Origin of the sequence: Pseudomonas sp. zfem003 (assembly GCF_032621675.1) — a bacterium.
In the GTDB taxonomy this organism is placed as follows: domain Bacteria; phylum Pseudomonadota; class Gammaproteobacteria; order Pseudomonadales; family Pseudomonadaceae; genus Metapseudomonas; species Metapseudomonas otitidis.
The window spans coordinates 173,904-199,324 of sequence record NZ_JAVYJG010000007.1 but is presented as its reverse complement, the minus strand read 5'-3'; the positions used below and the strand labels follow the sequence as shown (position 1 = coordinate 199,324).

Annotated in this window: 33 protein-coding genes; 3 read left to right on the top strand and 30 right to left on the bottom strand. The window is 68.1% G+C overall.

What is annotated here, in order from left to right; genetic code table 11:
* Positions 1-11 precede the first annotated feature (11 nt).
* Complete coding sequence (locus tag RTK35_RS17885; protein WP_165676582.1) at positions 12-170, top strand: hypothetical protein; 159 nt, start codon at positions 12-14, stop codon at positions 168-170.
* Positions 157-375 carry a hypothetical protein gene (locus RTK35_RS17880; RefSeq protein WP_282886027.1) on the top strand — a complete coding sequence of 73 codons (219 nt, stop codon included), beginning with the start codon at positions 157-159 and terminating at the stop codon, positions 373-375. Before RTK35_RS17885 ends, RTK35_RS17880 begins: the two co-directional genes overlap by 14 nt.
* Before the next feature lies 1 nt (position 376).
* Here RTK35_RS17880 and RTK35_RS17875 read toward each other — a convergent pair whose 3' ends face one another.
* Genes RTK35_RS17875 through RTK35_RS17820 form a run of 12 tightly spaced genes read right to left on the bottom strand, consistent with a single transcriptional unit; the run spans position 377 to position 12,921 of the window.
* Complete coding sequence (locus RTK35_RS17875; RefSeq protein WP_316908632.1) at positions 377-916, bottom strand: lysis system i-spanin subunit Rz; 540 nt, start codon at positions 914-916, stop codon at positions 377-379.
* A gap of 9 nt (positions 917-925) precedes the next feature.
* The gene (locus tag RTK35_RS17870; RefSeq protein ID WP_279817007.1) at positions 926-1,477 is read right to left on the bottom strand and encodes a glycoside hydrolase family 19 protein; all 552 of its coding nucleotides are present in this window, start codon (positions 1,475-1,477) and stop codon (positions 926-928) included.
* Between the two features lie 2 nt (positions 1,478-1,479).
* Entirely contained in the window at positions 1,480-2,085 is a 606-nt protein-coding gene (locus RTK35_RS17865; RefSeq protein WP_279817008.1) for a phage tail protein, read from the bottom strand.
* Positions 2,086-2,087: 2 nt separating this feature from the next.
* On the bottom strand, positions 2,088-2,582 hold the full coding sequence (locus RTK35_RS17860) for a hypothetical protein (RefSeq protein ID WP_279817010.1): 495 nt from the start codon (positions 2,580-2,582) through the stop codon (positions 2,088-2,090).
* 6 nt (positions 2,583-2,588) lie between these two features.
* On the bottom strand, positions 2,589-2,834 hold the full coding sequence (locus RTK35_RS17855; protein WP_316908631.1) for a hypothetical protein: 246 nt from the start codon (positions 2,832-2,834) through the stop codon (positions 2,589-2,591).
* Complete coding sequence (locus RTK35_RS17850) at positions 2,824-3,414, bottom strand: hypothetical protein (protein WP_279817014.1); 591 nt, start codon at positions 3,412-3,414, stop codon at positions 2,824-2,826. Before RTK35_RS17850 ends, RTK35_RS17855 begins: the two co-directional genes overlap by 11 nt.
* Before the next feature lie 39 nt (positions 3,415-3,453).
* Positions 3,454-4,962, bottom strand: coding sequence for a hypothetical protein (locus RTK35_RS17845; RefSeq protein ID WP_279817016.1), 1,509 nt, complete (start codon positions 4,960-4,962; stop codon positions 3,454-3,456).
* Positions 4,963-4,973: 11 nt separating this feature from the next.
* Positions 4,974-6,695 (bottom strand): hypothetical protein, encoded by a 1,722-nt coding sequence (locus tag RTK35_RS17840; protein ID WP_316908630.1) that lies wholly within the window; start codon positions 6,693-6,695, stop codon positions 4,974-4,976.
* A complete protein-coding gene (locus RTK35_RS17835; RefSeq protein WP_316908629.1) occupies positions 6,692-7,069 on the bottom strand; it encodes a hypothetical protein in 378 nt (125 codons plus the stop codon). Before RTK35_RS17835 ends, RTK35_RS17840 begins: the two co-directional genes overlap by 4 nt.
* A 1-nt stretch (position 7,070) precedes the next feature.
* Entirely contained in the window at positions 7,071-8,828 is a 1,758-nt protein-coding gene (locus tag RTK35_RS17830) for a hypothetical protein (RefSeq protein ID WP_316908628.1), read from the bottom strand.
* Position 8,829: 1 nt separating this feature from the next.
* Complete coding sequence (locus RTK35_RS17825) at positions 8,830-9,351, bottom strand: hypothetical protein (protein ID WP_316908627.1); 522 nt, start codon at positions 9,349-9,351, stop codon at positions 8,830-8,832.
* A 12-nt stretch (positions 9,352-9,363) separates the two neighbouring features.
* A complete protein-coding gene (locus RTK35_RS17820) occupies positions 9,364-12,921 on the bottom strand; it encodes a phage tail tape measure protein (protein WP_316908626.1) in 3,558 nt (1,185 codons plus the stop codon).
* Between RTK35_RS17820 and RTK35_RS17815 the strand changes: the two genes are divergently transcribed.
* Positions 12,920-13,081: a hypothetical protein gene (locus tag RTK35_RS17815; RefSeq protein ID WP_279801252.1), complete on the top strand. Its 162-nt coding sequence runs from the start codon at positions 12,920-12,922 to the stop codon at positions 13,079-13,081. The two genes, RTK35_RS17820 and RTK35_RS17815, sit on opposite strands and share 2 nt — an antisense overlap.
* 122 nt (positions 13,082-13,203) lie before the next feature.
* Here the strand turns inward: RTK35_RS17815 and RTK35_RS17810 are convergent, their stop codons facing one another.
* The 18 genes from RTK35_RS17810 to RTK35_RS17725 all read right to left on the bottom strand — a co-directional run bounded on the left by RTK35_RS17810 (position 13,204) and on the right by RTK35_RS17725 (position 25,098).
* Entirely contained in the window at positions 13,204-13,521 is a 318-nt protein-coding gene (locus RTK35_RS17810) for a hypothetical protein (RefSeq protein WP_279801253.1), read from the bottom strand.
* Positions 13,522-13,573: 52 nt separating this feature from the next.
* Complete coding sequence (locus RTK35_RS17805; protein WP_279801254.1) at positions 13,574-13,891, bottom strand: hypothetical protein; 318 nt, start codon at positions 13,889-13,891, stop codon at positions 13,574-13,576.
* A 40-nt stretch (positions 13,892-13,931) separates the two neighbouring features.
* Positions 13,932-14,672 (bottom strand): hypothetical protein, encoded by a 741-nt coding sequence (locus RTK35_RS17800; protein ID WP_316908625.1) that lies wholly within the window; start codon positions 14,670-14,672, stop codon positions 13,932-13,934.
* Complete coding sequence (locus RTK35_RS17795; protein ID WP_165669782.1) at positions 14,665-14,844, bottom strand: hypothetical protein; 180 nt, start codon at positions 14,842-14,844, stop codon at positions 14,665-14,667. The genes RTK35_RS17800 and RTK35_RS17795 overlap by 8 nt, the downstream gene beginning before the upstream one ends.
* A 1-nt stretch (position 14,845) precedes the next feature.
* A complete protein-coding gene (locus tag RTK35_RS17790) occupies positions 14,846-15,307 on the bottom strand; it encodes a hypothetical protein (RefSeq protein WP_279801257.1) in 462 nt (153 codons plus the stop codon).
* Positions 15,304-15,873, bottom strand: a complete 570-nt coding sequence (locus RTK35_RS17785) for a phage tail protein (protein ID WP_316908624.1) — start codon at positions 15,871-15,873, stop codon at positions 15,304-15,306. The genes RTK35_RS17790 and RTK35_RS17785 overlap by 4 nt, the downstream gene beginning before the upstream one ends.
* Before the next feature lie 3 nt (positions 15,874-15,876).
* Positions 15,877-16,215, bottom strand: a complete 339-nt coding sequence (locus RTK35_RS17780; protein ID WP_165669779.1) for a hypothetical protein — start codon at positions 16,213-16,215, stop codon at positions 15,877-15,879.
* 2 nt (positions 16,216-16,217) lie between these two features.
* Positions 16,218-16,409 carry a hypothetical protein gene (locus tag RTK35_RS17775; protein WP_316908623.1) on the bottom strand — a complete coding sequence of 64 codons (192 nt, stop codon included), beginning with the start codon at positions 16,407-16,409 and terminating at the stop codon, positions 16,218-16,220.
* Positions 16,410-16,446: 37 nt separating this feature from the next.
* Positions 16,447-17,472: a major capsid protein gene (locus RTK35_RS17770; RefSeq protein ID WP_316908622.1), complete on the bottom strand. Its 1,026-nt coding sequence runs from the start codon at positions 17,470-17,472 to the stop codon at positions 16,447-16,449.
* Between the two features lie 58 nt (positions 17,473-17,530).
* The gene (locus tag RTK35_RS17765; protein ID WP_279862775.1) at positions 17,531-17,881 is read right to left on the bottom strand and encodes a head decoration protein; all 351 of its coding nucleotides are present in this window, start codon (positions 17,879-17,881) and stop codon (positions 17,531-17,533) included.
* Positions 17,878-19,182 carry a S49 family peptidase gene (locus tag RTK35_RS17760; RefSeq protein ID WP_316908621.1) on the bottom strand — a complete coding sequence of 435 codons (1,305 nt, stop codon included), beginning with the start codon at positions 19,180-19,182 and terminating at the stop codon, positions 17,878-17,880. Before RTK35_RS17760 ends, RTK35_RS17765 begins: the two co-directional genes overlap by 4 nt.
* Positions 19,183-19,220: 38 nt before the next feature.
* Positions 19,221-20,804, bottom strand: coding sequence for a phage portal protein (locus tag RTK35_RS17755; protein ID WP_316908620.1), 1,584 nt, complete (start codon positions 20,802-20,804; stop codon positions 19,221-19,223).
* Positions 20,801-21,010, bottom strand: a complete 210-nt coding sequence (gpW, locus tag RTK35_RS17750) for a gpW family head-tail joining protein (RefSeq protein ID WP_165668864.1) — start codon at positions 21,008-21,010, stop codon at positions 20,801-20,803. The genes RTK35_RS17755 and gpW overlap by 4 nt, the downstream gene beginning before the upstream one ends.
* A complete protein-coding gene (locus RTK35_RS17745; protein WP_316908619.1) occupies positions 21,010-23,049 on the bottom strand; it encodes a terminase gpA endonuclease subunit in 2,040 nt (679 codons plus the stop codon). The genes gpW and RTK35_RS17745 overlap by 1 nt, the downstream gene beginning before the upstream one ends.
* Positions 22,973-23,482, bottom strand: a complete 510-nt coding sequence (locus RTK35_RS17740) for a hypothetical protein (RefSeq protein WP_182850377.1) — start codon at positions 23,480-23,482, stop codon at positions 22,973-22,975. The genes RTK35_RS17745 and RTK35_RS17740 overlap by 77 nt, the downstream gene beginning before the upstream one ends.
* Before the next feature lie 125 nt (positions 23,483-23,607).
* Positions 23,608-23,955 (bottom strand): phage holin family protein, encoded by a 348-nt coding sequence (locus tag RTK35_RS17735; RefSeq protein WP_279801265.1) that lies wholly within the window; start codon positions 23,953-23,955, stop codon positions 23,608-23,610.
* Positions 23,948-24,316 carry a putative holin gene (locus RTK35_RS17730; RefSeq protein ID WP_165669770.1) on the bottom strand — a complete coding sequence of 123 codons (369 nt, stop codon included), beginning with the start codon at positions 24,314-24,316 and terminating at the stop codon, positions 23,948-23,950. The genes RTK35_RS17735 and RTK35_RS17730 overlap by 8 nt, the downstream gene beginning before the upstream one ends.
* Positions 24,317-24,570: 254 nt before the next feature.
* Positions 24,571-25,098 (bottom strand): hypothetical protein, encoded by a 528-nt coding sequence (locus RTK35_RS17725; protein WP_279801266.1) that lies wholly within the window; start codon positions 25,096-25,098, stop codon positions 24,571-24,573.
* Positions 25,099-25,421 lie beyond the last annotated feature (323 nt).

Here is a 25,421-nt window from a genome sequence, read left to right as displayed (position 1 = left end):
GGAGCAACATCATGAGCCAGCAGCACACTTACGAAGAGATCGCAAACGACTACCGCCTCTGGGTGGAGTACGTGGACACTGACGCCGCCATGACCGAAGAAGAGTTCGAGGCGCTCAGCACCGAGGAGAAGGTGAAGCTGCAGGTCGAGGCCTTCGGTGAAGAAGCCTGACGCCTCCAACCACAACCCAGACCCGCGCTACCTGCGCGGGCTCTTGGACAGCGCAGGCATTACACAGCGCAAAGCGGCCGAACTGATCGGCATCACCGACCGCGCCATGCGCTATTACTTGAGCGACGAAACCAGCGAGAGCTACCGCGTAGCCCCCTACCCTGTACAGTTCGCCTTGGAGTGCCTGGCCGCCTCCCGCGCGTGAGTTACCCCCCTTCCTTCAACTGTCTGCGCACTTCGCTGACCCACTCCTGCAGCCCGCTCAGTCGGCGGGCGCAGGTGTCGGCGTCTCCGGCGAGATTGGCAAGATCTGCTGCAGCCGCTGGCTGAAGCTCGGCGCGGTAGGCTCCATCATCCAGGCCGGCGGCGCCGGGGGTGGTGGGCAGCTGCTGGCAACTGTCTGCAGTGACGGGGACGTACATGCGGCGAGCATTGGCAGCCAGATCAGCACGCAGGCGGTTCTGTTGTTCCTGAGCATGGGTGAGTTCCTGGTAACGCTGTTGATCGAGCAGGGCGAGCCGCTGCTGCAGCTCGGCCTGTTGTTGTTGGGCGGCCTGCAGCTGGTCGGCAGCGGCGCGGCTGATCTCGCCCAGGGTTGAGGCGTATGCCTTGCCCGCCTCGGCCAGTCGGGCTTCCCAGCGCAACCCATTGACCCACCACCCCGCCACCGCACCGAGGGCCAGCACGGCACCGAGAAGAATCAGCCGGCGGGCCAGGTCGCCTGGCACCACATTGAGCATCGTCATGGCCACCCCCTACCCGGCCAGCACAGCGCGGGCGCGCTGCCAGATCTGCAGGCGTTCCTGCTGGCCGTTGAGGCCGCCGTTTATGCGCCGGGTGATGTCGATGAACTGGCCGGCATCGGCCAAGGCGTTCAGCCCCTTGGACCACCAGAACCAGCCGGCCGAGGCGGTGGCCGCTTCGGGCTCCTCCAGCAGCTCGGGCGTCTGCACCAGGCGGTCGTCGCGGTATAGGGCGAGGCTGCATTTCATGTAGTTGGCCCGCCCGGTGATCTGGATCAGGCCGCGCCCCATGTAGCGCCGGCCGTCGCCGTCTCGCTCGGGGGTGTTGCCCAGGTCTTCGCGCACGTCGTAGCGGTCCTGGGCCGGTGTCGGCCCCCAGATCTCGCGGGTTCGGCGCAGGTGCATGGACTCATGGCCCACCTGGGCAATGAACGCGGCGAACCGCTTAGGCCGGTCGAACTGCCAGCGCTCGGCGGCGGCGTTGAGGTGCGGAACGAAAACGCCCGCAACAGTGCGGGCGTTCGGGAGGATCTGCAGCAGCTGCTGCTCGGTGATGATTGGCATGCTCAGTTCCCGGCGTAGATGATGAAGTTGACGGCGAAGAAGGCGGGGCGGATGTCCACCGCATCGCCCGTACCGGCGCTGATGGTGTTGCCGCTCAGCCCGGTCTGCAGCGCGGCAGCGTTGAGGTCGGCAGCGGCATGCCAGATATTGGCAGCGGCAGCCGAACCACCCGCCGCCGCGCCGATACAGCCGCCATCAATAGGCGCAGCGGCGCCAGGCGTCAGCGTGGAAACCCGCAGACCGGCCCCTTCGCCTGCCAGCCCATGGGTATGCGCGGGCATCTGGCTGGCGGACAGCGTGACGCTGTCTGCACCACCCGTGCTACCGAGGGCATTGCCAGGCCCCGCGCCACGCATCACGCGGCCGGAGCTGGTCGGCAGGGCGAACGTGTTGATGCCGTCGCCCCCGTAGGCGTTGCCGATCACCTCGAACAGCTGCTGGTGCTCGGCGATGCTCAGCACCTGGCCCTGACACAGCAGCCAGCCGGCCGGCGCGGTGGCACCGGCAAAGCCCCGGATCTCGCCGACGTTGGGCATCGCTGTCAGCAGCTGCTTGATATCGGCGCCGATGGCTGCCGCCAGTTGGAGGATTCCGCTGGACATCGTCATGGTCAGGCCTTCGCGGTGTTGTAGGCGGCAACGAAATCGGACTCGGGGTCACCGATGCCGATGTTCTGGCAGACCTGCAGGCGCTGGGCCGTGGTCAGCGTCTGTGCGGCGTCGTAGCGGACTCGGTTGGAGATCTGCGTGGCGATGGTGGCCGCGAAGTTCGGGTCGTTGTTCAGGGCGTCCGCCAGCTCTTTCAGCGTATCGAGCGCCGCGCCGGCACCACCCAGGATGCTGTCCTTCACGGCCTGCTTGGCCTGCTCGATGGAATCGAAAATCTTGTCCGCCGACCAGGTGACGCCGGTATCGCCGTTACCGGCGCCGTCGTCGATCTGCACGCCGCCGGCCCCGACCAGGGCAACGACCTCGTTGATGGCGGCCACCAAGTTGCCCTTGGCGGTAGTGGACAGGCTGGTCAGGTCGCCCTGCGCGGCGCGCAAGCTCTTGACGTCGGCGCCGATGGCCTGAGCCAGGGCGATGAGGCGGGTTTCCATGGTCATGTTGGTCTAGCCCTTTGCGAGGATGTAATAGGCGAGCGGGTCCGGCGTCAGGTCGTCGCTGACGTAGAGCCCGTCGGGTCTCAATACGAGGCGGTTGTCGGGGGCCTTGCTGATCTGGGCGCCGTCGACGCCATTGCGGCCCGGCGGGCCCTGGCCACCGGCGGCGATGGCCACCCCGGCGACGCGGGTCGGCTCCACCACCACAGCCACGGGCTGGGCCAGGGCGACGACGGCCGGGGTATCAGCAGCCATGGGCGCACCCTCCTCCGCTGTTCACCAGCACTTGGCCGGCCACCCAGCGGTTCACGGTGCCGTCGGGGTGGGTGATGGTCAGGTCCCATTCACCGCGCGCCCAGGTGATGGCGGCGGTCTGCTCGGCGGTGAGGATCAGCAGCACCCGGCCGAGGCCCTGGAGCTGCACGCCGCCGTTGCCCTGGGTCAGCAGGACGGGGGCGGCGCCCTCACCCCGGATCTCGGCGCGGATCTCGCAGCCAGTCAGGTCCACCGGGAGGCGGTAGACCAGCAGGCCGCTGGCGGCGGTGCGCCCCTGGCCGGCCAGGTCGTTGAACTCCAGGGTGTCGGCGTCCACCACGCGGGCCAGGCGGCCGGGGCTTCGGGCCTTGTCCTGGTTGAGGTCGGGCCAGTTGGGCACGCCCTCGCACCACACCAGCCAGCCCCCGGGCAGGCCGTGGGCGGGCACCTGCAGGCGCACCGGGGCGGTGCCGGCCAGGCCGGTGATAGGGCGGTACTGGTAGACGGGCTGCATCAGCAGCAGGGGCTGATTGAGCGTGGCGCCCGGGATGACGGACAGGTCTAGGCGGGCCGGCGTCATGCTGGCTACTCCTCGAATGCAGATGGTGAAGCGGGGCGATCAGCCCCAGTGGCCGCTCGCGTACCAGACGCCGGTGCGGGGGTCGCAGCGGAAGCGGGCGTGATGGCCGGGGGCGCTCAGTTCGATGGGGCCGGCGGGGTACAGCGAGGCGCCGGCAGCGGGCTCGAAACGCCAGATCCTGGCGTTGCCAGCCGTGACGGTCACCTCGACGAACAGGTCGGGGTCGCCGCCCAACTGGTCGATGCCGTTGTCGCTGTAAGCCGTGCGGACGGCGTCGTTGAAGCCGGCCGGCAGCTGGACGACCAGGGTGTCCGCCGTGGTGTCGTTCAGGTAGTGGTGCTGCTGAATCACCCGCTCGCTGATGGCAAAGCCGCCGTTCGCGTAGCCGCACTCCATCTCATGCCAGGCCGCTCCCCAGGTGCCCCATACGTTCGGCACCACGGTTCGGCTGGGGGTTTTCATGGCGTCCACCCAGGCCGTGTCCAGCGGGTCGACTGCTAGCTGCCAGGCGTAGCCGGTGGCGGTTCGCTCCAGCACGTAGCGGCCACGGCCGGATGGCGGGGCCGGCGAGGCGGTGAGCGCACGCAGGGCAAAGGGGGCGGCGAGGCCGCCCATCAGTTGCAGCTCCACACCACCCGGTCGCAGCAAGTCGCCGGCGCTGATGGTGCTACCGCTGCCACTCTCCCCGCCGCCGGCCAGGTCGATCAGGATCGGCTGCGGGTGGAGGGTGACGGTCCCCTGCCCTTGCCCCGATGTCAGGTAGCCCACCACCAGGATGGTGGCGACCTGCAGGTCCTCGGCGGTGGCGGGGGCTTCCCCGGCCGGGCCGCGCCCGTTGAGGTACGCGCTGCCCACGGTGACGCCGAACGACGGTCCGGGCCCACCGCCCAGCAGGCAGACCGGGGCGCCGACCCAATCGTCCAGCGCCCCGGCCGGCAGTGCGGCGGTGTTGGCCTTGAGGTCCGCCAGGCTGCAGGTGCCGCCCACCAGCACCTGCACGGGAGTGCCTTCCGCCGCGCCAGCGGTGAGCACGCGCCCGACCAGGTAGCCGGGCAACAGGCCCAGGCCGCTGCCGATGTCTTCCTCCAGAAGGTAGGCATAGCGGTCGGTCTGGCCGGGGGTGTTGGTGTCGCCGCCGACCGGGTACAGCCCCACCAGTTCGCCACCTTCGGTGGTGTCGGGGCTGCCCCACAGGGCGGTGACGGTGTAGGCGCTGGACGCCCCGGCGGCAGCGGCCAGGGCGTTGGCGACGCCAGCGGTCCAGCGGGCGGATAGGCGGGTGCCGGCGGGCCAGGCCTGCGCGGCGGTGCCTTCCTGGGCGCGCTGCACGGTGAGCACGCCCCCGGCGATGGCGTCGACCCGGACGATCTCGCCGCTGTCGTCGTCGCCGGCATCGTCGGCGGTCAGGGTGAGGACGTAGTAATCGCCGCCCGCCAGGTTGCCCAGGGCGGCGGCCTTGTCGGCTTCGACAGTCAGGGTCAGGCCGGCCGGGCCGAGGGGCGCCTGCAGGCGGGCCGCCCAGTTGTTGATGAGCAGGGGTCGTGCCACGGGATGAACTCCTAGATGTAGACGACGGGCGATTCCTCGCCCAGGACGTAGTGCCCGGTGAAGGGGTCGTGTGCGCCGTACAGGGGCCGGGGGCGGCCCTCTGCGGGATACGGCCGATCCCGCCGTACCAGGTCGACGCCGCCGGGGTAGGCGGTGAAGCCGTAGCGGTCGCGCTGCCGCTGGTCGCTGATGAGGCGGAAGGCTTCCAGCAGGCACACCAGGTGGTTGCTCCACCAGTGCGCCCAACACTGCCAGCTGTAGGTTCTGGAGGGCGCGCGCATGGGCAGGGTGAACACCCGGCGGGCGGCACTCACCAGCCACGCCTCGGGCTCTCCGAAGCGGCCCTGTTCGTCGATGGACAGGTTGTCGCCGCTCGGGCCGTAGTAGCCGCCCAGCTCCAGACCCAGCCCGCCGACAACGTCCTCGGCCTGGTCGATGGTCTCCCCGTCGATACTCAGCGCCCAGCGCTGCCGCAACTCGGCCACCTGGGGGCCGGGGCGGCCGTAGATGCCGCCGACCAGGAAGCCCACTGCTCCGGTGGCGTCCATCGTCAGCTCGTTGTCGTAGGTGAAACGTAACGTCCGGCGGTCGCGCTCGATGCCGCCGACCCGCAAGACGTAGACCAGCGTCTCGGTGACGCTCGACGCGACCCGGCCCTGGAATCTGAAGTTGCCGTGCTGGATGGTGTACGCGCCGCCGTTCGGCGCGCAGACCACCCCGTCCCCGGTGAACTGCTGCTCGAACACATGGGGCGTCAGCGCCGTGGCGGTGCCGTTCATGTCGAAGTCCGCCACCTGGCGATACTCCAGGTCGAGGGTCACGGGCTGGAGGGCGCCGTTCTCGTACCAATAGCCCAGGGCGTACCCGTGGACCGTGGCGCTGCGGCTGCCTTGCCTGATGGTGACGGCCGGAGTGTTGAGCGATGGGATGCCGTTGGCGTCGAGGAACATGTCGCCGCCCTCGACCGTCTGGTGCAGCCAGTTGCATGGATCGTTCGACGGCACCCAGTCGTCACGGCGCGGGAAACGCCAGCTCCACACCCCCGAGAACACCGTCATGTTGTCGATGGTTTCAGTCTGCGCGGCCTGCTCGTAGCCACTGAGCCGGCGCAGGCTGGCGCGGAAGGGCTGGGCCTTGCCATCGCCCTCGATGAGCAGTTCGGCAAACGGGCCCCTGGGCTGCATGAGGCGAAATCGCTCGGAGCCCTGCGACCAGCCCAGCACGGCGCGCGAGCCGTCTCCGGTGATGTCCCACACCGTCATGCCGGCGAAGGGGCTGTCGGTGGTGTAGCCCTCCAGGGTCACCGGCACGTCGTGGGTGGGCTCGTCGTCCTCGCCGAAGCGCCCGAACGGGGCCAGGTTGAGGGGCGTGTTCAGGGCCTGCCCGTCATCACTGCCGGTATCCCCCAGGGTGGCCAGCCAGGTGCGCCCGACGCCTTGGGTGTACAGCAGCCGCCCACGGGCCGGCAGCCAACCCCAGACCCTCAGCAAACTGCCGCCCTCGGCACCCAGGACCAGCGCCCCTGCGTTGCGCCACTGGTAGCCCAGGGCCGTATCCGAGGCGACCTCTTCAGGGGTGCGGACCACTTCAGGCACGCCGGGCACTCGGACCAGTACGCTGCCAATGGCGTCATCGGCGAAGAACCGGTTCGTGATGGTCCGGCCGTTCGGCAAGGTCAGTTGCCAACCCCTTACCAAGCCGTGGTAAGGGCAGCCCCAGACGGGCGCGGTCATGGGACCACCGCCGACACGTCCGCCAGTTGGACCTCGACCGGCTCGCCGTTGGCATCCTGCAGCTTGAGGGTCTTGATGGCGGGCAGGACGAGCAGGCCATCGGTGCTGGCGTACCCGTTGGGCCACCAGGCGCGCTGCTGGGCGTCGGGCTCCACCAGCGGGCCGGCGATGCCGCCGCCGGTACCGGTCTTGGCCGGCTCCTTCCACACGCCCCGGCCCCGGGTGGCCACTCGCTGGCCCTTGCGCTCCAGGGTGTTGAGCACCTGGGTCTGCCGGCGGGCGGTCTCCAGGCTGTTGAGGTCGCGCTTGAACGTGGAGGCGCGCGAGGCCGCCACGCCGCTGCGGGTGGCGGCGCGTTCGTCTGCGAGGGACATGTCATAGCTCCAGCAGGTCAGTGGGTACCGCCACCCGGTACGTCTGCGCCCGGGGCGCGAGGTATTCGTCGCGGTGGTCGGCAGGGATCTCCGGCGCCTCGATGTCGAAGCGCCGCTCGAACCGTTCCTGGGTCGAGTTGTAGTTGGTGTAGTTGCCGGCGAAGCCGAGCTGGGCCTCGTTGTAGGGCGGGCTGTCCACATGCCCGGAGAACTGGCTGGGCAGGCGGATCAGCACGGGCACCGCGCCGGCCGGCGTGCTCGGTGGGGCCGGCGGCAGCGTCAGCGGGTCGCTCACCTCCCCACCGCCCTGACTGACGGCCAGTTCCACGGTGGTGAGGGCCGAGCCGCTGTCCAGGTCCCATTCGTGGGCGATGCTGAACACCTTGGCCTGACAGACGATGGCGCGGCCCAGCACCTCGTCCTCGAACCGCAGCGTGTGCTCCAGGCGGAAGCCGATGGCGTCGGCCGCCGGCAGCTGGAACACGAAGCGGTTGCCCCGGTGCGTGCCCAGGATGCGGGTGCTGCCGACGTGCAGCAGGCAGACCACGCCCTCAGCCAGGCGGCCGTTCTCGCGCAGATCCACCACCCAGTCGCCGAGGGCGTCCTGCACGGCGTCTGCCTCGGGGCCTGTGAACTCGGCATCCTCGAACGCCGAGGCGCGGTCGTTCTCGGTCTCGAAGGCCAGTCGCTCGCGCTCCACCACCTCGCCGGCCTGGGCGATGCTGGCCGGCGCTTCCACCCGCAGCGTGTACTGCTCGGTCACCGGCTGCACCCAGCGCATGGCGCTGGTCCAACCCGCCCGTACCAGCAGGTCCGGGTATTGGTTCAGCCAGCTGGAGGGCGGCGTACAGAGCGCGCCGGAGCCCGACGGCGGCAGGCGATCCCAACCGGCGTTGATCACCGCCTGATAGCCCGCGCTCTGGCTGGCCTCGGTGATCATGGCGATGTCCGGCATCTCGGTGCCGTCGTGGCGCCACGCCAGGCAGAAGCCGTCGATGATGCTGAGCCCGGCCCAGTCCGGGTGCTCCCACGCGAACGGCTGGTGACGCTCGCGCAGGCGGCTGAAGCGGTAGTCGGCCTCGATCTCAACCACGTTGATGCGGTCGCTCAGCTCCACCGGCGCCCATTCCAGGGACTCGAACAGCACCGCCCCCGGCGGCACCCGCCAGGCCGGCGCGGTGGTCGCCCAGGGCGTCACCTGCAGGGCTCCCTCCAGGCTGAGCTGCAGGCTGGCCGGGCGGGTGCTCATGCGCTCGCTGGCATAGTCCCAGCGCGAGCGCCCTTCCACCGCCTCGAACACGTCCGCCGACCACAGCCCGCCGGTGATGGCGTCGATGGTGGCGAGGTCCAGCAGCTCCACCTGCTCGTTCAACTGGTCCGCGCACTCGCAGGACAGCACCCGCGTCTGCAGGCTGAACTGCGGGCCGGTGATCTTGCCCCGGAACACCAGGTGATCGACCCAGGCCCCGCCCACCCAATGGCGAAACCACAGCTCGGCGGCCTGGCCCTGGTAGGTGGCGGGGTTGACCGCTTCGCCGAGGAACTGCAGGTCGAAGTCAGCGATGGCCCGGGCGCCCTCCTCCCGCCGGGTGGTGATGCGCCCGGCCAGCAGGTGGCTGGCGTCCACGCCGTTGAGCAGCAGCCGCGCCGACCAGACCATGCTCACCACCGGGGCGATGGTCTGCGGCTCCGCCACCGCGCCACGGGCCGAGGCGCCGTTGAGCGTGCGGCTGTTCAGCGGCGATCCATTCAGCTGCATGTCAGACCTCCTCGGCGGTAAGGGTCCACTCGTAGATTCCCCCGCCCGGGTCGAGGGCCTGGCTGGGGGGCTCGCAGAACACCGTGAAGACCGGCATCCACAACACCTGGTAGCCCAGGGCACCCACCACCGGCTGCAGCGTGAAGCTGCGGCCGTCAGCGCCCAGGGCGACCGCCGTCGATACCCATTCCTCCCCCACGTACGCCAGGGCCCAGGGGGCCACGTCGTCGCGGACGCGCCCCTCCAGGGCCCCGGTCAGGCTCTGGGTGGTGAGCGCGAGGGGCTGGGTGCAACGCAGCTCAAGGGGCTGGGTGAAGTCCAGCTGGGCAAAGCCCAACCCCAGCCACCCGCTCCCGCGAATGCTGATGGCCGTCTTGCTCCAGTGCTGCATCTTCACCGCTGCGCCGCCGGAGCGCCGACGGGTGGCCGACCCGCCGAGCGGGCTGTATTCCTGCGCCGGTGGGCCGCTGTGCAGGCGAATGGGCACGCCGCCCAGGATCACCTCGGCATCTACCTCTGCCATGTGCGTTTCTTCCTATCGTTTGCTGCCCCGCATGCGCGCCTGCAGGCGCAGCAGATCAGGCATGGATTTCTGATGGACCAGCACCTGGGCCGAGCCGCCTCCGGGCAGGCCCAGGTCGACAGCGCCCCAATGCGGCAGCGGGTTGGCAGGCTGCATGGCCTGGCTGTTCACCTGCGGGATCTCGGGTAGATTGCGGGCCAGGCCGCCGCTACGCGCCTGACTATCGAGCGCCAGGGACAGCCCCGAAGGCAGCACCTGCTCGCCACCGCGCATGCGCAGCAGCTCGGGGCCGTTCTCACCGACCCAGGCCCAACCCGGCAGCGCGCTGGCGGTGCCGTTGGCGTGGCCGGGGATGGTGCCGCTGGCGTCGATCATCTTGCCGGCGTCCTTGATGCCGGAGGTGTCCGGCGGGATCAGGACCACCTTGACCTGCATGTACTTCTGCCATTCGCCGGCCAGGGTCAGCATCCGCTGCCGGGTGGCCTCCTCCGACTCGCCATCGCTGACGAACCCCACCGAGATCCGCTTGAGCGCTTCAGCCTTCTGCAGCAGCTGCTCGATGACCGCCTCGCGAGCCTTGACCCCGGACTCCGCGGTGCGCTCGTCCATCTGCGCGGCGGCATTGGCGATCTGTTGCAGCTCCTTGGCGATGCCGGCGAAGCCGTAGGTGTTGGTACCGGCCTCGCGCAGGTCCTCCATGATCTTGGCGGCGCGTTCTGCCTCGGCCAGGGCCTTGTCCGTATCGCCGGCCCGCAGAGCATTCCGCGCGCTGATCTTGGCCTGGTTGAGGCTGCCGAAGCTGGCTTCCGGCCCCTTCTGGGTGGTGAAGCTGGTGACCAGTTCCTGGAAGCGCTTCTGGATTTCGAGGCGCTTCTTGCGGGCCTCCTCCAGGTTCTTGTTGGCCTCCTCATGCTCCTTGGTCACGGCAGCGAGCTGGGCCTTGATCTTGGTGAGTTCCTCACCCTTGAGCTTGTCCTGCCGCTGCTGGAACGACTTCTCCTTGGTCAGGCGGTCTTCCTGCACCGCGTTGATGTCGCCGTACGCCTTGCGGTACTCGCTGGCCTTGCGCGCAGCTTCCAGGGCTTCTTTGGAGACGGCCGCCGTCGGGCCCAGCTTCTCCATGTCCTGCCGGCTGATCTGCTCAGACAGTTGCCGGTAGTAGTCCTCGGCCCGCCGGAGCCGGTCCACGTACGCATTGCGCTCGGCCACGGTGAGTTTCTTCACCTCCTCCCCCTGCAGCACCAGGGTGTTGCGGTAGGGTTCGGCGGCGTTGATCCCCGCCTGCAGGCTGGCGTTGTAGTCGGCTTGCGCCTTGTCCAGCTCCTGCATGCGCCCGTAGAGCGAGTACAGCTCGCTGAGCTGCTCCAGGATGATCCCGTAACCGGTGATGCGAAGAGCCTTGCCGATGTTGAGTCGCCCGGCGATCTCGCCCAGCTGAGTCAGCCTTCCCCCAAGCCCGGTTACCGCACCACCTGCGGCACCCGCCGCGCCTGGTACTGAAGAAATGTGGGTCAGCAGCAGTGCGAAGGGCCCACGAATAGCCTTGATAACTACAGCAAGCGCCTTGCCGGTGACGCCCAGCGCCACCAGGCTGATGATGGTGCTCTTGGTTTGCTGATCCAGACCACTGAAGGCCTTGAGCATATCCGTCAGACCAATGACCAAGGGCAGACCCGCCGCGATGACCTTGCCGAACTCGATCTGCAGGTCGCCCACGGCGCTAACGAAGCGCTTGACCTGCTGCTCAGGGGTATCCTTCATGATGTTATAGGCACGCTCGGTCGAGCCGGCCGCACTATCCATGCGCTTGAGCTGCTGGTTGAAGGCGTCCATCTGGTTGGTAAGCGCGAGCACAGCAGTGCGCCCTTCGATATCCGGCACGATGCTGCGCATCTGTTCCGGGGTCAGCTTTAGGGCCGCAACCTGACGAAGCGTGCCTGCCAGACCATCCCAGCGGATACCAAGCTCTTTCATGGCCTTTGCCGCCTCCGGGGAAGGCGAAGACAGCTGAGTAATGGCGCTGCGTAGCCCTGTAATGGCGATAGGGGCCTTGATACCCTGCACGGTCATCCTCGCGATGGCCGCACCGATTTCATCGAAGCCAACCTTTGCAGCTGCCGCACTAGGCAAAACCTGACCAAGTCCGGCTGCAAGCTCATCGAACTCGACACGACCATCCTGGATGGCAAGGAAAAGCTGGTCATAGCGCTCGCCCAGCTTGTCAACACCGTCGCCGTATGCGTTAAGCACGGATACGCCGACGTCCGCAGCCGTCTTGGTGTTTGTCATCCCCGCGATGGCTGCACGGCTCGACTCCCGGAGCACGTCCATTCCTCGGGACGACTCAATCCCGCTACCCAGAATTTCCCTGAGTGCTGCCGCACTCTCTGCAGCAGGCTGCCCCATCTCCAAGCTAAGCCGTCGGACTTCCTCGCCCATACCCTTGACCTGCTTTCCAGTCAGTTCAGTGATGGACTGGATACCGGCCATCTGCTGCTCAAAACCAGCGAACTTCTGAAATGAGCGCTGGCCAGCCAAGGCGATTCCACCAAATGCAGCAGCCCCAGCCACAACTTCGTTGCGCACCCCCGCCAGGCTGGTCCGCCAGCCGTTGGTCTGTTCGGTCAGCTCGCGGGTGCGCTCCAGCATGCGGACGTGGGCCTGGGTCAGCTCGGCGGCGCTGAGCTGGCCGCTGGCCTTGAGCAACTGGAAGTTGCGCTGCAGGCGGGTGACCTCGCTGTTGATCTCCGCGAACGGGCGCACCCCGAGGGACTCGCGGGCACTACCTACGGCAGCCTGCAGGGCGATGTTGGGCGCGGCCTTGGCAAGCTCCGCACGCAGGCGCGCCTGCTCGGCCGCCAGTTGGGTGGTATCCACTCCGGCGGCCCGGAGCTGGGTGCGCAGTTGACCCAACTGGGCGCTCTGGGTGGACGCCCGCGTGGTGAGCGTATCCAGCTCGCGGGTGGCGTTGCGGTAGTCGCCCTGCAACTGCCGCAGGACCACCTGGCTGCGCTGCTGCTCAGCGGTGAGCTGCTGCATCTGCGCGCGAGCCGCCTGCAGGGCCTGGGGGTCAGCCTGCACACCCTGGAGCTTCACCTCGTCACGCTGGACGCTGCGCTGCAGGGTGCGGTAGGCGTCGACTGCCTTCTGGTACTGCAGCTGCAGATCGCGGGAGGGCTCGGCGGCACGGGCCAGTTCGTTGCCCAGGTCGCGCACGCGGTCGCGCGCCGTCACCAGGCTGGCCTGGCCGAACTGCAGACGGTCCAGCGCCTTGGCGTTGCTCTCCAGGGTGCGGACGTTGGCGGTGACCTCGCGCAGGCTGGCTGCCGTGCGGCTGTTGGCGGAGTCCACACGCACCAGTTCGCTGCCCAGATCCCGCACGCGGGTCTTGGCCACGGCCAGGGCCTTGCCCGTGGCGTCTACCTGCTGCTGCAGGTCGTTGAACACGGTGATGCGCTCGCCGGGCTTCTTGAGCGCCTCGAACGTGGCTTGAGCCGCCTTGCGGAACTGGTCGAGCTGGCGTATACCACCGGCATCGTCCACTCCCAGCGTGAACTGAACGTCGGACATGAGCGCAAAGACCTTCTACTGGCTGGCCGCCGCAGCGGCCGTGACATTGGCGCCGCAGGTGTTCCTGCCGGCTCTGTTGGGGGTGGGTGCGTGCGTGGGCGTGGCGCTGATCGGCCTAGCGTGGTGGGCGCTGCTTTTCCCTCCGCGTCAACATCGCTAGGGTCCGCAGGTACAGGGACCACCCATAGCCCCACACGCCGTGGTGGCCGAGCCCAATCAGGGCGACGGCCGACTCTTCAAGGCTGGCCAGGTCCCGCTTGAAATCACGGGCTGCCTTTTTCTTTACAGGTCCGTTCCGACCGCCTTCAGCATCCGCCCCCGCAGAACGAAAAAATGCGGGTTCAGCTCCCGCGCCTCGTCGATGACCTGCTGCAGCTCGCTCGGCCGCCAGCTGTCCATCTCTTCGACCTTGAGGCTGGTCATGCGAGCCAGGTCGCGCAGGCTGATGTCGCCCATCAGTCCATCGTCTACCCAGTTCATCAAGGCCCCGTCTGCGCTGACATCGGCCAGCCAGTTGCGCACGTCGCCCACGGTCATTTCCCGGACGATCACACTGCGCTCGCCGAGCTGGATCTCCCGGCTGTTGGTTACCTGTGCCATTTCGACTCCCATAAAAAAACCCGCCGAAGCGGGTTCTGTTGTTGCGTGGCGCTCAACTGAGCGCGATGAGCACACCACCGAAGATGCGCGCCGCGATCCAGCCCATGAGGCCCAGGATCAGCAAGGCCGGAATGGACGCGACAGCCCACTTGATCATGAACATCACCATGGAGCCGAAGCGCATGTGGACGTCCACGACCACAACGGGCTGCACGCTCTCCAGGCCCTTGGTCGCGGCCTTGAGGTAGGCCGAGGTGGCCGGCGCCTGGCGGCGACTGTTGATCTCGCGTGCCTTCTGGACGACGTCCGCCGGGGGCGCTGCGGGGGTGGGTGCGGGTGCGGGTGCGGCCTGGGCCGGTTCTGAAGCCATGAGGAATCCCTCCCTGTTGAAGTCAGGGAGGGAATGTACCTCAGTCGACGTACTTCACCACCATGTACTGCGAGACGCCCTCCTCCGTCTTGGTGACGTCCTTCTCCAGGTCGGCGGTGAAATCCATGCCGCCGAACTCGTTGGAGATCATCTGCAGGCCGGATGGCGAATGCACCACGCGGTACAGCTCGATCACCACCGGGCGCCCGGTGTCGGCCTCGTTGAGCCCGACGAACACGTGGCGGTAGCGGCGGCCGGAATTGACCAGGCCCTGGATGACGACGTGGGCACCGTGGCTGTAGTCGACGGTGATGTCGGTACCGGCGGCGAGCGCCTTGCCGCCGGCCGCCTTGATCTTGGGCAGCCCGGCGTCGGTGAGGTCGTAGTCGACGCCTTCCTCCCAGGTGACGGCGCCGGCCTTGATCACCACGTTGGAAGCGCCGGGGTTCTTCAGCAGGATCAGCCCGCCGGGGAAGGCCTTGTGCGCCTCCCCGGTCACGGTGCCGCTGTCCACCCGCGTGGAGTCGCCATAGAGCGCCCGGCTGATGTTGGCGATGTTATAGGCGTGGGCCTTGTATTTGACCGTGACGCCCTCCATGCGTTTGACGGTCTTGGCGTTGCCGCCACCCGGGCGGGTGAAGTCCTGGATCTTGATGTCGTTGGTGGCGGCCTCGTAGGACAGCTCGCTGCAGTTGCCGATCTCCAGCAGGCCGGCGGGGTTGGCGAGGTCTTCGAGGTACTGCATGCCGGCGCCGATGTATTCGCCTCGGGTATCAAGCATCGTGGTTCTCCTGGCCGATGACGCCCAGCTTTTCGAGCCAGCGTTTCTGGTCGGCGGTTACGGTGAGGGTGTCGCCCGGCTCCAAGCGGCGGCCGGCGTGGGTGTGGGGTTTGGCGAGGCGAACGACCTCGCCGGGCGGCGCCTTGGGCGCGTCCGGTGGTGCTTTGGCCATCTCAGGCTCCTTTGATGAGTACGTGCAGCTGCAGCGGGAACAGGACGGTGCCGGCCTGGATGCCCTCCCCCGGCGGGAAGGGCTTGGCCGTGCCGAGCACCACCTTGAAGGGGCCGGGCTTGCCCCAGGGGTTGGGCGCCCCGGGCGCAACCTGGAGCGCACGCGCCAGGTCGACGTACAGGGCATCCAGCTCTTGCCGCCAGGTGTCGGGGTGGTCGGTACGCACCGCCCCCACCACCCGCCGGCCGATGCGCGCGATGATTGCGCCCGGCCCCTGCTCCGGGACCGGATAGTCGTCCGGCTGCACGGCGATGAAGGGGAACGCCACGTCGGGCTCGGCCAGCAGCTCTGCCAGCCAGCCCTCCTTCACCCGCAGGCCAGCGTCGGTGAGGTAGCCGCCATCCGGGCGGATGCCCATGAGCCGCTGCAGCAGTGCCTGGTGGGCGTCTTCAATGGGGTTCATAGGGCGATGCGCTCCAGTTGCCGTTCGAGTTCGCGCTCCAGTTCAGGCCGCGTGCGCTCGCGCAGGTCGTCCAGCTTGTTGCCCAGGACCTGTGAGGGTGAAGGCCCGTGCAGCACGTCCAGGGGCAGACGCTCCTGCCCGCGCCGCTGGGCGATGAGGCCGCCGGCCGGACCCATGCGGGCGATGAAGGCGCCCTCGACCAGCTCCGTCCAGTCGTGCCCGACGTTGACCCGCACCCCCGCCATGACCGGCTTGCCGCGCTTGCCCGGCTTGTAGATCCGGGTGTGCGGGAACTGGCTGAGGCTGACACCGCGCTTGCGGGCGTAGATGACCACCCGCAGTTCCTCGGGCGTGGCGGGGATGAAGTTGACCTCGTTGCGGATGTAGCTGGGCCGCAGGTTGATCTCCTCCAGGATGAGCCGCCAGCTGAGGGTCGAGGCGTTACGGCCGACGGTATTCAGGGCGAGCTGGATGGCGCGCCGGAGCTTCTCCGGGGCGACGCCGATGCGTTGCAGCAGGGCGTCGTCGCCGCGCACGTCGAGGCGGAAGCTGGCGTAGCCGGCCATGGTTCACCCCCTCGGCATCAGCGACCAGCGCTCGACCAGGCCGTCGGCGTCCACCAGCCTTTCCAGCCGGTAGCGCCCGCCGGGCAGTTCGAGCAGGCCGTCGCGGCGCAGTTGCAGGCCGGGCTTGAGGCGGATCTCCGCCAGGTGCTGGATGACCTGGAACAGGCCATCCGCACCCGCCACCTGGGCGTTGTTCTGCACGGCCACCTGCACCTCGACAGGCACCGCCTGCGGCCCCGGCGCGGTGTAGCGGGGTTGCTGTTGCTCACCCCCGCGCTCGCCGAACACCGCGAAGTAGCGACGGTCGCCCAGGCACATGAGCCGGTCGAAGTCGCTGGCCATGATCAGCCGGCGTCCGGGCTTTCGGGCTCATCGACCTTCCCGTCCGGGTCGGCGATCAGGCCAGCGGCCAGGCATTCCTTGACGACCTCGCTCGGCACCTCCTGCGGCTGGGGTGCAGCGTAGAAGACGAACGACTCACCGGCTTTGGTACGGCCCTGGATCGTGTGCAGGACGATGTAGGTTTTCTTGGACATAGAAGACTCCAGTGGGGCCGCGTGGCGGCCCGAAGGGTTAGGCGACTTTCACCACCACGAACTCGTCGGCGTCGAACAGCACCGGGACGGGTGCGGACTGGGTCTGCAGCCACTCGACGCTGGGGTTCTTGGTGAACCAGTTGGTGGGGTAGCGCGCGGCCTCGGCGATGCCGTCCGCGTTGGCTTCCGCGTCCTGGATGCCGCCGTAGGCCATGACGTTGTCCGCCGACACCGGCGCCATGAGCAGGGTGTTGTCGGGCATGAAGCCGACCTTGTTGCCGTCCTTGTCGGTGTAGCGCCCGGCGTAGACGAGGATCTCGTACTCGCCGAAGAAGCCCTTGCGCATGACTTCCTTCTCCAGCTGGGGGCCAAGCTCCAGTTGGGAGGTGCTGCCGCGCCGGGTCTCCAGCTTCTCCTTCACGGCCTTGAAGCGGGAGAACAGGCGCCAGGCCTTGCGGTCCATGATGATCGCGCCCAGGGTGCCGTTGGCCTCGACGGCCCAGTCCTCCAGGTCCCCCGAGGGGTCATAGGTTTCCGGGTCGACGGTGTCCCATTTGGCGGCGCCGACGAGGGTGCGCTGGTTGGCGGCGCTGCGCCCGTAGTCCACCTCCTGCGCTTCGTAGTCCTCGCCTTCCATCACCACCTTGCCAGTGAGCACGGCCTGCACGGCCATCCACTCTTCACGGGCGGTGATGTTCTCCTCTTGCTCCACCAGAAGGTCGGCCAGGGCCAGGTCGTGGCGGCTGGCGGCGTTGGCGTCGGAGTTGAAGTCTTCCCCCAGGCGGCGCTGCAGCAGGCGGCCGGGGCGCAGCACGTCGGTTTCCTTGACGTAGGCGGGCTTGAGGGTGGTCAGCTTGCCGCCGCGCTCGCGCCGCGCGCGACCGGACACCATGGGCGCGACGAAGGGGGCCAGGCGGCGGTCCTTCTTGACCTTGTCGAACGCCACCTCCTCGGTGGGGAAGGTGACGAAGGTGGGGAAAAACATCTGCATGAACAGCGGGGTGAACTTGGGCAGAACCGTCTTCAGCCCGAGCAGTTTGGTGGTTGAGTAGCCTTCGGCCATGTCGGATCTCCTGAATGAAAAAGGCCGCGTCAGCGGCCTTGGCAGTGGGCGGGTGGGGTCAGACCGGCAGCTGCAGGCCGATGGGGGTGCCGACGAAGGCCGTGGCCTTCTGCGCGGCGGTGGCGCCGACCGGCCAGGCGACCTGCTCGGGGTTGAACTGCCCACCGCTGATGACCTGAGCGGACTTGGCCGCTGCCGTTGCGTCCACCGCGTAGGCGGTGAGGTAGACGGCGTTCTGCGAGCCATCGGTGGCGGCGGGGTTCCACTTCACCAGCAGGCCGGTGGCGGTGACCTGGCCCAGCGGGGTCTTGGCCGGGAGGTTCTGCCCGCTGGCAATGGTGCCGAGGGTGGTGTGGTACGGGGCGGACCCGGTGACCCAGTTGTCGGTCGGTTGGTTGACGGTGGTCATGCGCTTTTCACTCCCTTCAGGGAGGCCCAGCTGTTGGCGACAGTCTGGGCCCAGTTGTCTTCGGGCTCGCCACCGCCCGTGCTGGCCCCGACGTCGACCTGGCGCTCGGACTGCATGACGCGGTCCAGGGCGGTGCCGGCGTCGGCATGGGCCGACTCGCGCGGGGCGGTGGCGAGCACCTTGGCGGCCTCGTCCACGCTCATGCTGGTGTCGTAGGCCAGGTGCTCGGCCAGGCCTTTGCGGCCTTCGGCTTCGGCGTGGCCGAGGATGCTGCGGATGCGGGTGCGCTCGGCGTCTGCGCCGGCAGCCGGCGCGGCGGCGGTGGGTGCGGCCGGGACGGCGTCAGCACCGGCGGCGGTTTGTTCAAGTGCCATGGTTGCTCCTGTCGTGATGACCCTGCCCGGAGTGGACAGATGTTCGGAAAATTCGGCGATGGCCTCGTGCCCATTCACCAGGGCGTCGGCAAAGCCGATGTCGACGGCCGCCTGGCCGCGATAGACCGCTGCCTCGGTAGCCAGTACCGCCTCGACCGACAGCCCGGTATGGCGGGCCACCAGTTCGGCGAAGTGTTGTCGGAGGGCGTGGGTGTCGGCCTGGAAGCGCGCCAGGACCTCGTCCGGCAGGTCCTCGTAGGGGTTGCCCTCGACCTTGTGGGCGCCGGAGTGGATCAGGGTGACCTTGATGCCTTCCTCGGCGAGGGCGTCCTGGTAGCTGGCATGGGCCATGACCACGCCCACCGAGCCGGAGACGCCGGTCTGGGTGACCAGTCGCCGCTGCGCGCCGCTGGCCAGGGCCATGCCGGCGGAGCAGGCCATGTCGTTGCACAGGGCCCAGATCGGCTTGCCGGCCTGGTCGGCCATCTGCCGCAGGCGGTCGACGGTGTCGAAGCACCCGGCCACCTCGCCGCCCGGGGTGTGCAGGTCCATGAGGATGCCCTTGACATCAGGCTCGGCCAGCATCATGGCGGCGCGGTTGATGATGCCGTCATAGCCGGTCATGCCCGAGTACGGCTTGAGGTAGCCGTGCTTGTGGACCAGGGTGCCCTTCACGTCGAGCAGGGCCACGCTGTCGACCACCTGGAACAGCGGCTCCTCGATACCCCAGGCGTTGGTGCGGGTCTTGGTGTAGGTGCGAGCGTCCACGCGCAGCTTGTGGCCGGGCTCGATGGCGCCCTCGGAATCGGCCAGGCTGGTGATGCCGAGCCGGCTGGACAGGGCGCTGAAGAACACCCGGGCATAGCCGGGCTCCAGCAACAGGGGCGTGTTGAGCACCCGGCTGGCGATCTGCGGGTAAAGGTTCATGGGCTGTCCTGATAACGAAGGCCCGCGCGGGGCGGGCCTTATTCGGTTGGGGTGGTCTGCTCGGGAGCCAGTTGCTCGGCCTTGAACCAGCTGGGCGGCGGCAGGCCGGCCTCGCGCCGTTCGTTCATCTCGCGCACCTGCTGGGCGAAGGTTTCCTGGTAGTCCTCGCCGAGCAGGGCCAGCTCCTTCTCGTAGGTGCTGAGGCCGGACTCGATGCGCAGCACCGCTTCCTTCACTTCCTTGAGGCCGTCGATGGCCAGCCGGCCGGCGCCGATCCAGTCGCAGCTCGTCCAGGCTGCCCGGCCTTCGTAGAAGTCGCGGGTGGCCTTGCGCGGCAGGGTGATCTCGCGGCGCTGCACGGCCTCCTCGAAGGCCAGCACGAACAGGTAGGTGGCGAACCGCGCGGCGATGACCTTGCGCCGCCCCATGTAGTAGCGCCAGCCCTCCATCATCGAGGCACGGGCGCTGCTGTAGGTGCTCTGCCGGTAGTCCTTGGCGAAGGGCTCGTAGGGCACGTTCAGGCCGGCGGCCATCCAGCGCAGGATCGACGACTCCAGGTCGGTGAACCCGTTGTCGACGTTGCCGCTGGTCTGCAGGTTGAGGCGCTCGCCGGGCCACAGGTGCGGGATCTTCACGCCGTTCAGGCGCAGCTGGCTGCCGCTGTGGAACTGGTTGACGGCCATCATGTAGCCGGCCAGGTTCTTCACGCTGCCCTCGGCGCCGGCACCGATGATGTGCATGGCGGCCTCGGTGCCCAGTTCGCTCTCCAGGGTCGCGGCGTACATGGCGTTGACGATGGCGTTCTGCAGCTTGGTGTGCTGCAGCTTGGGCAGCATGTGGGACTGCTCCAGCACGGTGAGGAACTGGTTGGCGCCGCGCGTCTGCCCGTCCTCCATGGGCTCGAAGATGTGGATGAACTTGGGCCGGCCGTGGGCCGTCTCGCGCTCGACGAACACCCAGTCCTGCCCCATGCCGCTGCCGAGGCCAAAGCCGATGCCATCGCCGGAGCGCACCCAGCCACCGCGCACGGCGCCGTGCTCGTCCAGCTCGATGCCGGCGCGCAGCCGGGCGGTGTCGCGCCGGCCCCGGGGGTTGCTGACCCGCTTGGGGCTGATGAGCCGGACGGCGGTGCGCATGCGGGTGCCGGGGCGGTCGAGCCAGAGGCCCTGGGCGCACACCTCGCCGAAGCGGGTGTGGGTGGCGATGGCTTCGCGCACCATCATGGTGGCGGTGCGCTTGCGCTCGACGTCGAGCCAGCAGCCGATGGGGTCCTCGGCGTACTCGGTCCACCAGGCTTCGACGTCCTGCGCGAGGGCGCGGGCGTCCGCGTCGGTGATGCCGAGCCGCTGCCACCGGGGCTTGTAGCTGAGGCGAAACAGGTGCCCGACGATGTTGTCGATGTGCATCTGCACGCCGTTGGCGGCGAAGGCGTTGTTGCGGGTGACGTCTTCGGCCCGGGCGTTGCCCAGGTCCAGCTGCGGCAGTAGCGCCGCATCCAGGGTACGCAGCGGGGGCTGCCAGTTGCCCAGCTGGCCGCCGAAGCCTTCACCGGCGCCCTGCCAGGCGCTGAGCACCTGGCGGGCGGGCTGGCCGTTGGGGTGGAGTATCTGAATCTGGCTCATGCGATCACGCCGGCCGGCCCGCGACGCAGAGGTCGTGCGGTGCCGGTCTCGACCTCCAGTTGGTTGATGTAGCGTTCCAGCTCCGCGCGGTTGCCGGGGGTGAACTCGACCTGGCGGCCGTCCCGCTGGACCCGCACGACGCTGGTTCCGGTGAGCAGTTGGTGCAGGGCGAGGCGGGCCTCGCTGAGCCTGTCTGCGGGTGTCATCAGTGGTCTCCGTTCATCATCCGGGCCAGGTCGGCCAGGTTGGGCGGTGCGCCCCCGTCACTGGCGGCGGGCGCCAGGGTGCCGGGCAGCACGTCGTCGTCGGGTTCGGCCTCGGCGAGCAGGTCGGCCTGCATGAGCTGCGCCTCGATGTCGTCCCAGTCGCTGGGCTTCTTCAGGTGCAGCCGCTGGTACCGCGCGAGGTGGATCTGGTACGTCTCGCAGTCCCAGGCCTCGACGGCGGCGCCGGCCTTGCGTTGCCAGACCTTCTTGCCGGCGTGCTTGCGGCTGGGCGCCTTGACCTCGCCGTTGAGCTGCTCGAAGTAGTCGGCGCGCACCGTCTTGTAGGTGTGCATGCGACCGGGGCCGCTGCCCTCCAGCTTGAGGCGTTCGGACAGCAGATCCTTGGCGCGGTTGACCCCGACCATGTAGACCTGCAGGCCGTACTTGGAGGCCTTGGTACCGGTGCCGTCGAGGTCGACCTTGCGCGGGGCGGTAAGGATCTCGGCCTCCACGTTGTTGCTGCCCTTGATGGCCAGCAGCCGGTTGTTGAGCCGGTTGCGGCGGGTGCGCACGTACTCGTAGACGGCGTCGTTGGTCTGGCCGTCGGAGCTGTCGATGCTGGCGGCGGCGACCCGCATGCGCCAGCCGCGCACGTGGCGGTAGGTGCGGAACAGGTAGTGATCCAGCTCCTTCCACACCGGGTCGTCGATGCTGGCGGTACCGGCCTTGGCGGCGATCTCGGTCCAGAGGACCAGCCAGCTTTCTTCACCCCGCCCGAAGGCACGCAGGATCAGCGCGAGGCGGTCGTGCTGGACGTCGACGGTGAGCTGCAGCACCAGGCCACCGGCCGGCACGACCATCTCGTCGTACTCCTCGGCGCGGGTGGCCAGCTTCTCGGCGTCGGGCATGTCGGACTTGTAGGCGTAGGGCCGGCCCTCCTTCTGGTTGACGAACTTGATCAGCTGTTTCAGGTCGCCCGACTCGGCCAGCTTCTCGGCGGCCAGGCGCTCGCGCACCAGTTCGGCCATGGTGGTGCCGGGCAGGCAGGCGTACAGCTCGTTCAGCTCTTTGAAGCCGGCCTTACCGTAGAACGGCGCCGTGGGCACCCAGCCGGCCATGCGGTCACCACGCTCCAGGGCGCCGTAGATGGTGTTGCGGATGTTCTCCTGCCGCTGGTAGTCGTCCCAGGTGCTGCCGCAGTGCGGGCAGGCGTAGTAGGCGGTCTCCGGCAGGGCGAAGCCGTACACCTCATGGGGCTGGGCGCCATCGGCCGGGTCGGCGCTGTAGTAGTGCAGGTGCTCGAAGTCGAGCACGTGGGACTCGCCGCAGTCATGGCAGACCACCGGCAGCACGCGCTGGTCGGTCTGTCCGAGGCGCTGCTCGGTCTTCGAGATCCCCTTGAGCGAGGGCGTGCCGCCCACCAGGATCTTGGAGCCGGGGTAGCGCTTGACCCGCTCTTCCAGCAGGCCGATGGCGTCCCCCTGCCCCTTCACGTCGTCGCTGGTGTCGTCGGGCTCTTCCACCACGGCCAGGCCGACGCTGGAGGTCGACTTCACGTTGCCGGGGGAGTTGGAGGCGACCAGCTTGAGGAAGCCGCCGGGGAAGCTCTTGTGGTTCCAGCGGTTGCCGGACTTCTTCGCCGTGGTGACGTCCATCCGCTGCGCCACCGGCGGGTTGGCCTTGGTGGCCGGGACGAGCTTCTCGTCGTGGAAGCTCTTCCCGTCGCCCTCCTTGGCGAACAGCACCATGATGGGCATCGGGCGCCCGGTGATCAGCTTGAACATGTAGCCGATCAGGAAGTACGTCCACCCGATCTGCGCGGCCTTCATCAGGTCGACCTCTTTCACCTCGGGGTCGTCCAGGGCCAGCGCGACGCCGATGAAGTACGGCGTGTAGTAGAACTGGTAGAGCCCGTGCAGCACGCCTGCCTCCTCGGGCAGGTTGTACTCCCGCTCCAGGTACTCAGTCGTCGGGATCAGTTTCGGGGGATTGAATTGCTGCGCCGCGTCCAGCAATGCGTTGGCCAAGACGATCCGCATGGCCGCCAATTCGGCTGACTGTAGCTCCAACAATGCGGTTGACTCCGTCGCGGTCGACGCTGATCTTGTGCGCCGCCTCCAGCTGGTGGATCACCTTCTCGACGCCGCCCAGGTATTCCCGGTTGGCAAAGGCGCACCAGTCGCGCAACGCAAGCGCGGCATCAGCCGCCGGAACCAGCGTTCCCAGTTTCTCGTGGTAGGCCAGGCGCCCGTTGGCGGCCTTGACCGTGGATTCTTCGATGCGCGCGTTATTCAGGGCCTCGACCTGGCTGCCCCCGCGCCCCGCCGCCTTCTCCCGCAGGTCGCGGATGTAGGCGATGCGGATCTCGTCGAGCGAGGCGGTTGTCCAGTCCAGGTCCAGCCCCTTGAGCACGTCGCGGCAGTTGCGCTCACTCATGTCGAGGTGCAACGCGATGTCACGTTGGGTGGGCATGTGAAAACCTCTGGAAGGCCCGGCGCAGAGCACCGGAAGCGGAACCCCCTATAGGCCCGCCAATCTGTGAACAGAACGCGGTCTACGCGCCCGTACGGTGAAAAACCCCAGGAAGGACCCGTCTTTCACCCCCCCTGGGGGGGCCGGGGTGGGGACGCCGGGCGTCGCCGGTCGGCGCCGGTCCAGACTGGGCCGGGCTCAGGGCGGAGGACGCCCGCGAGGTTGCCACCCGAGCGGATCACAGCGGCTGCGAACACCAGCAGCAGGACTGCCAGCGGCCAGCCCTGGGCCGGCAATCGCAGCTCGCCTTTCAGGATGTAGATGACCGTGACACCGGCGCATCCCATCACCACTGTCGCGAGGATCGACACCCCACGACGAAACCGTGCATCACCACGCTGGTACGTGAACAGGCGACCGAAGATCACCACGCACGTCCAGAACACCACCTGGGTCAGCAGAGCACTAGCCATCGTTCCCCTTCTCCCCGCCCGCGCTGATGGCCGGGCCTCGCCGCCTGATCGCTGCCAGGGACACTGCCACCACCAGGCAACTGGCAGCGAACGCGGCAGGCCCTGGAAACTGGAACGGGCGGGTGTTCATGATCTCGACCCCGACGATGGCCGGGGCGAACAGGTAGCCCATGACGAACGAGACCATGAAGAAGATCACCCGGTTGACCACCGGCAGCTCACGGGTCGTGGTGAAGTAGATCAGCGCGCCCATCAGGGCACCGACCGCCGCCTCACCGTTCACGCTTGTCATGAAGCCCGCCACACCAGCGCCGGCAGCACCGGCCACCACAGCACCCACCGTGCTCGCTGGCTCGCCCATCGTTAACCTCCCTGCTGGCCAAAGGCCGGAAAAAGAAAGCCCCGCACATGGCGGGGCTCGCAGTCCAGGCTGGGGGCCTGGTGGGTGTCGCACACAGCACGTGCGCTCTGTCTGCGCTAGGCGCAAATCTCAAATCGTGCCTACGTTGTACCTGCCGATTTTCAAACCGAAAACCCCTCGTTATCGGTAGAACCGCTACGGCGCCGACTGGAGCCTGACGGGCGCCGACCGGCGCCGAGTGACCCGACGAGCGGTCATCGGCTGCCACCCTTGAACAGGTCGCTACCGCGTGCCTGGTGCGCCGCCTTGGCCTGCTTGATAGCCATCGCCCGATGCCGGGCACCCTCCCTCCCCGACTCGCGCCGCCTCGCCTTGAGGCGCTGCTGGCGGGCCAGCAGTTCCACCTGCAGCCGTTCGTGCAGCCGATCCAGCAGCCGGTAGTAGGCGCTGCTGCCTCGGGCACCTCGGCCCAGGTCCAGCACGTCCGCCTGCTCACTGATGCTCAGGCGCGGCTCTGCGCGGTAACGCACCTCGGCCAGGCGCATCAGCTTCTCGGCATCGTCAGAGCCCGCGAGCGCACACAGCCCCGCCTGCACTTCCTCGGCCACGTAGTCCGGCCCGGAGCCGGCCAGCAGCTCCCGGCTGCCCTTCACGCCGCCACGGGGCGCGCAGCCTCCGTACTCCATCACCGTCCCGAGCATGCTGCCCAGGCCACCGGCCGAGCCGTTGGTGCGCAGCTCCTCGCCCCAGTGCATCAACAGCACCTCAATTGCCTCAATCATGCGCCCGCCCCCCAGCCGAAAACCCAACCCAACACAAAAACCGCCAACCCAACACACACCCAACACACACAAAACCCTTTAAAAACAATGCATTGCATATAGTTGTGTGGGGTGTGTTGGGTTTGTTGGGTTTTTCGGTCCTCGCATGTAGAAAAAAACGCATCGCCCTGAGTGGGTTGGATAACGCAGGAAAACTGCGCGCACGCGCCCGCGCGCGTGAAAACCCAACACACCCGACACAGACCGCCAGAACGCCCGCCGTTAGGGGGTTCCGGTTGTGTTGGGTTACCAGAACCAACCCGACACCAACCCAACACACCCAA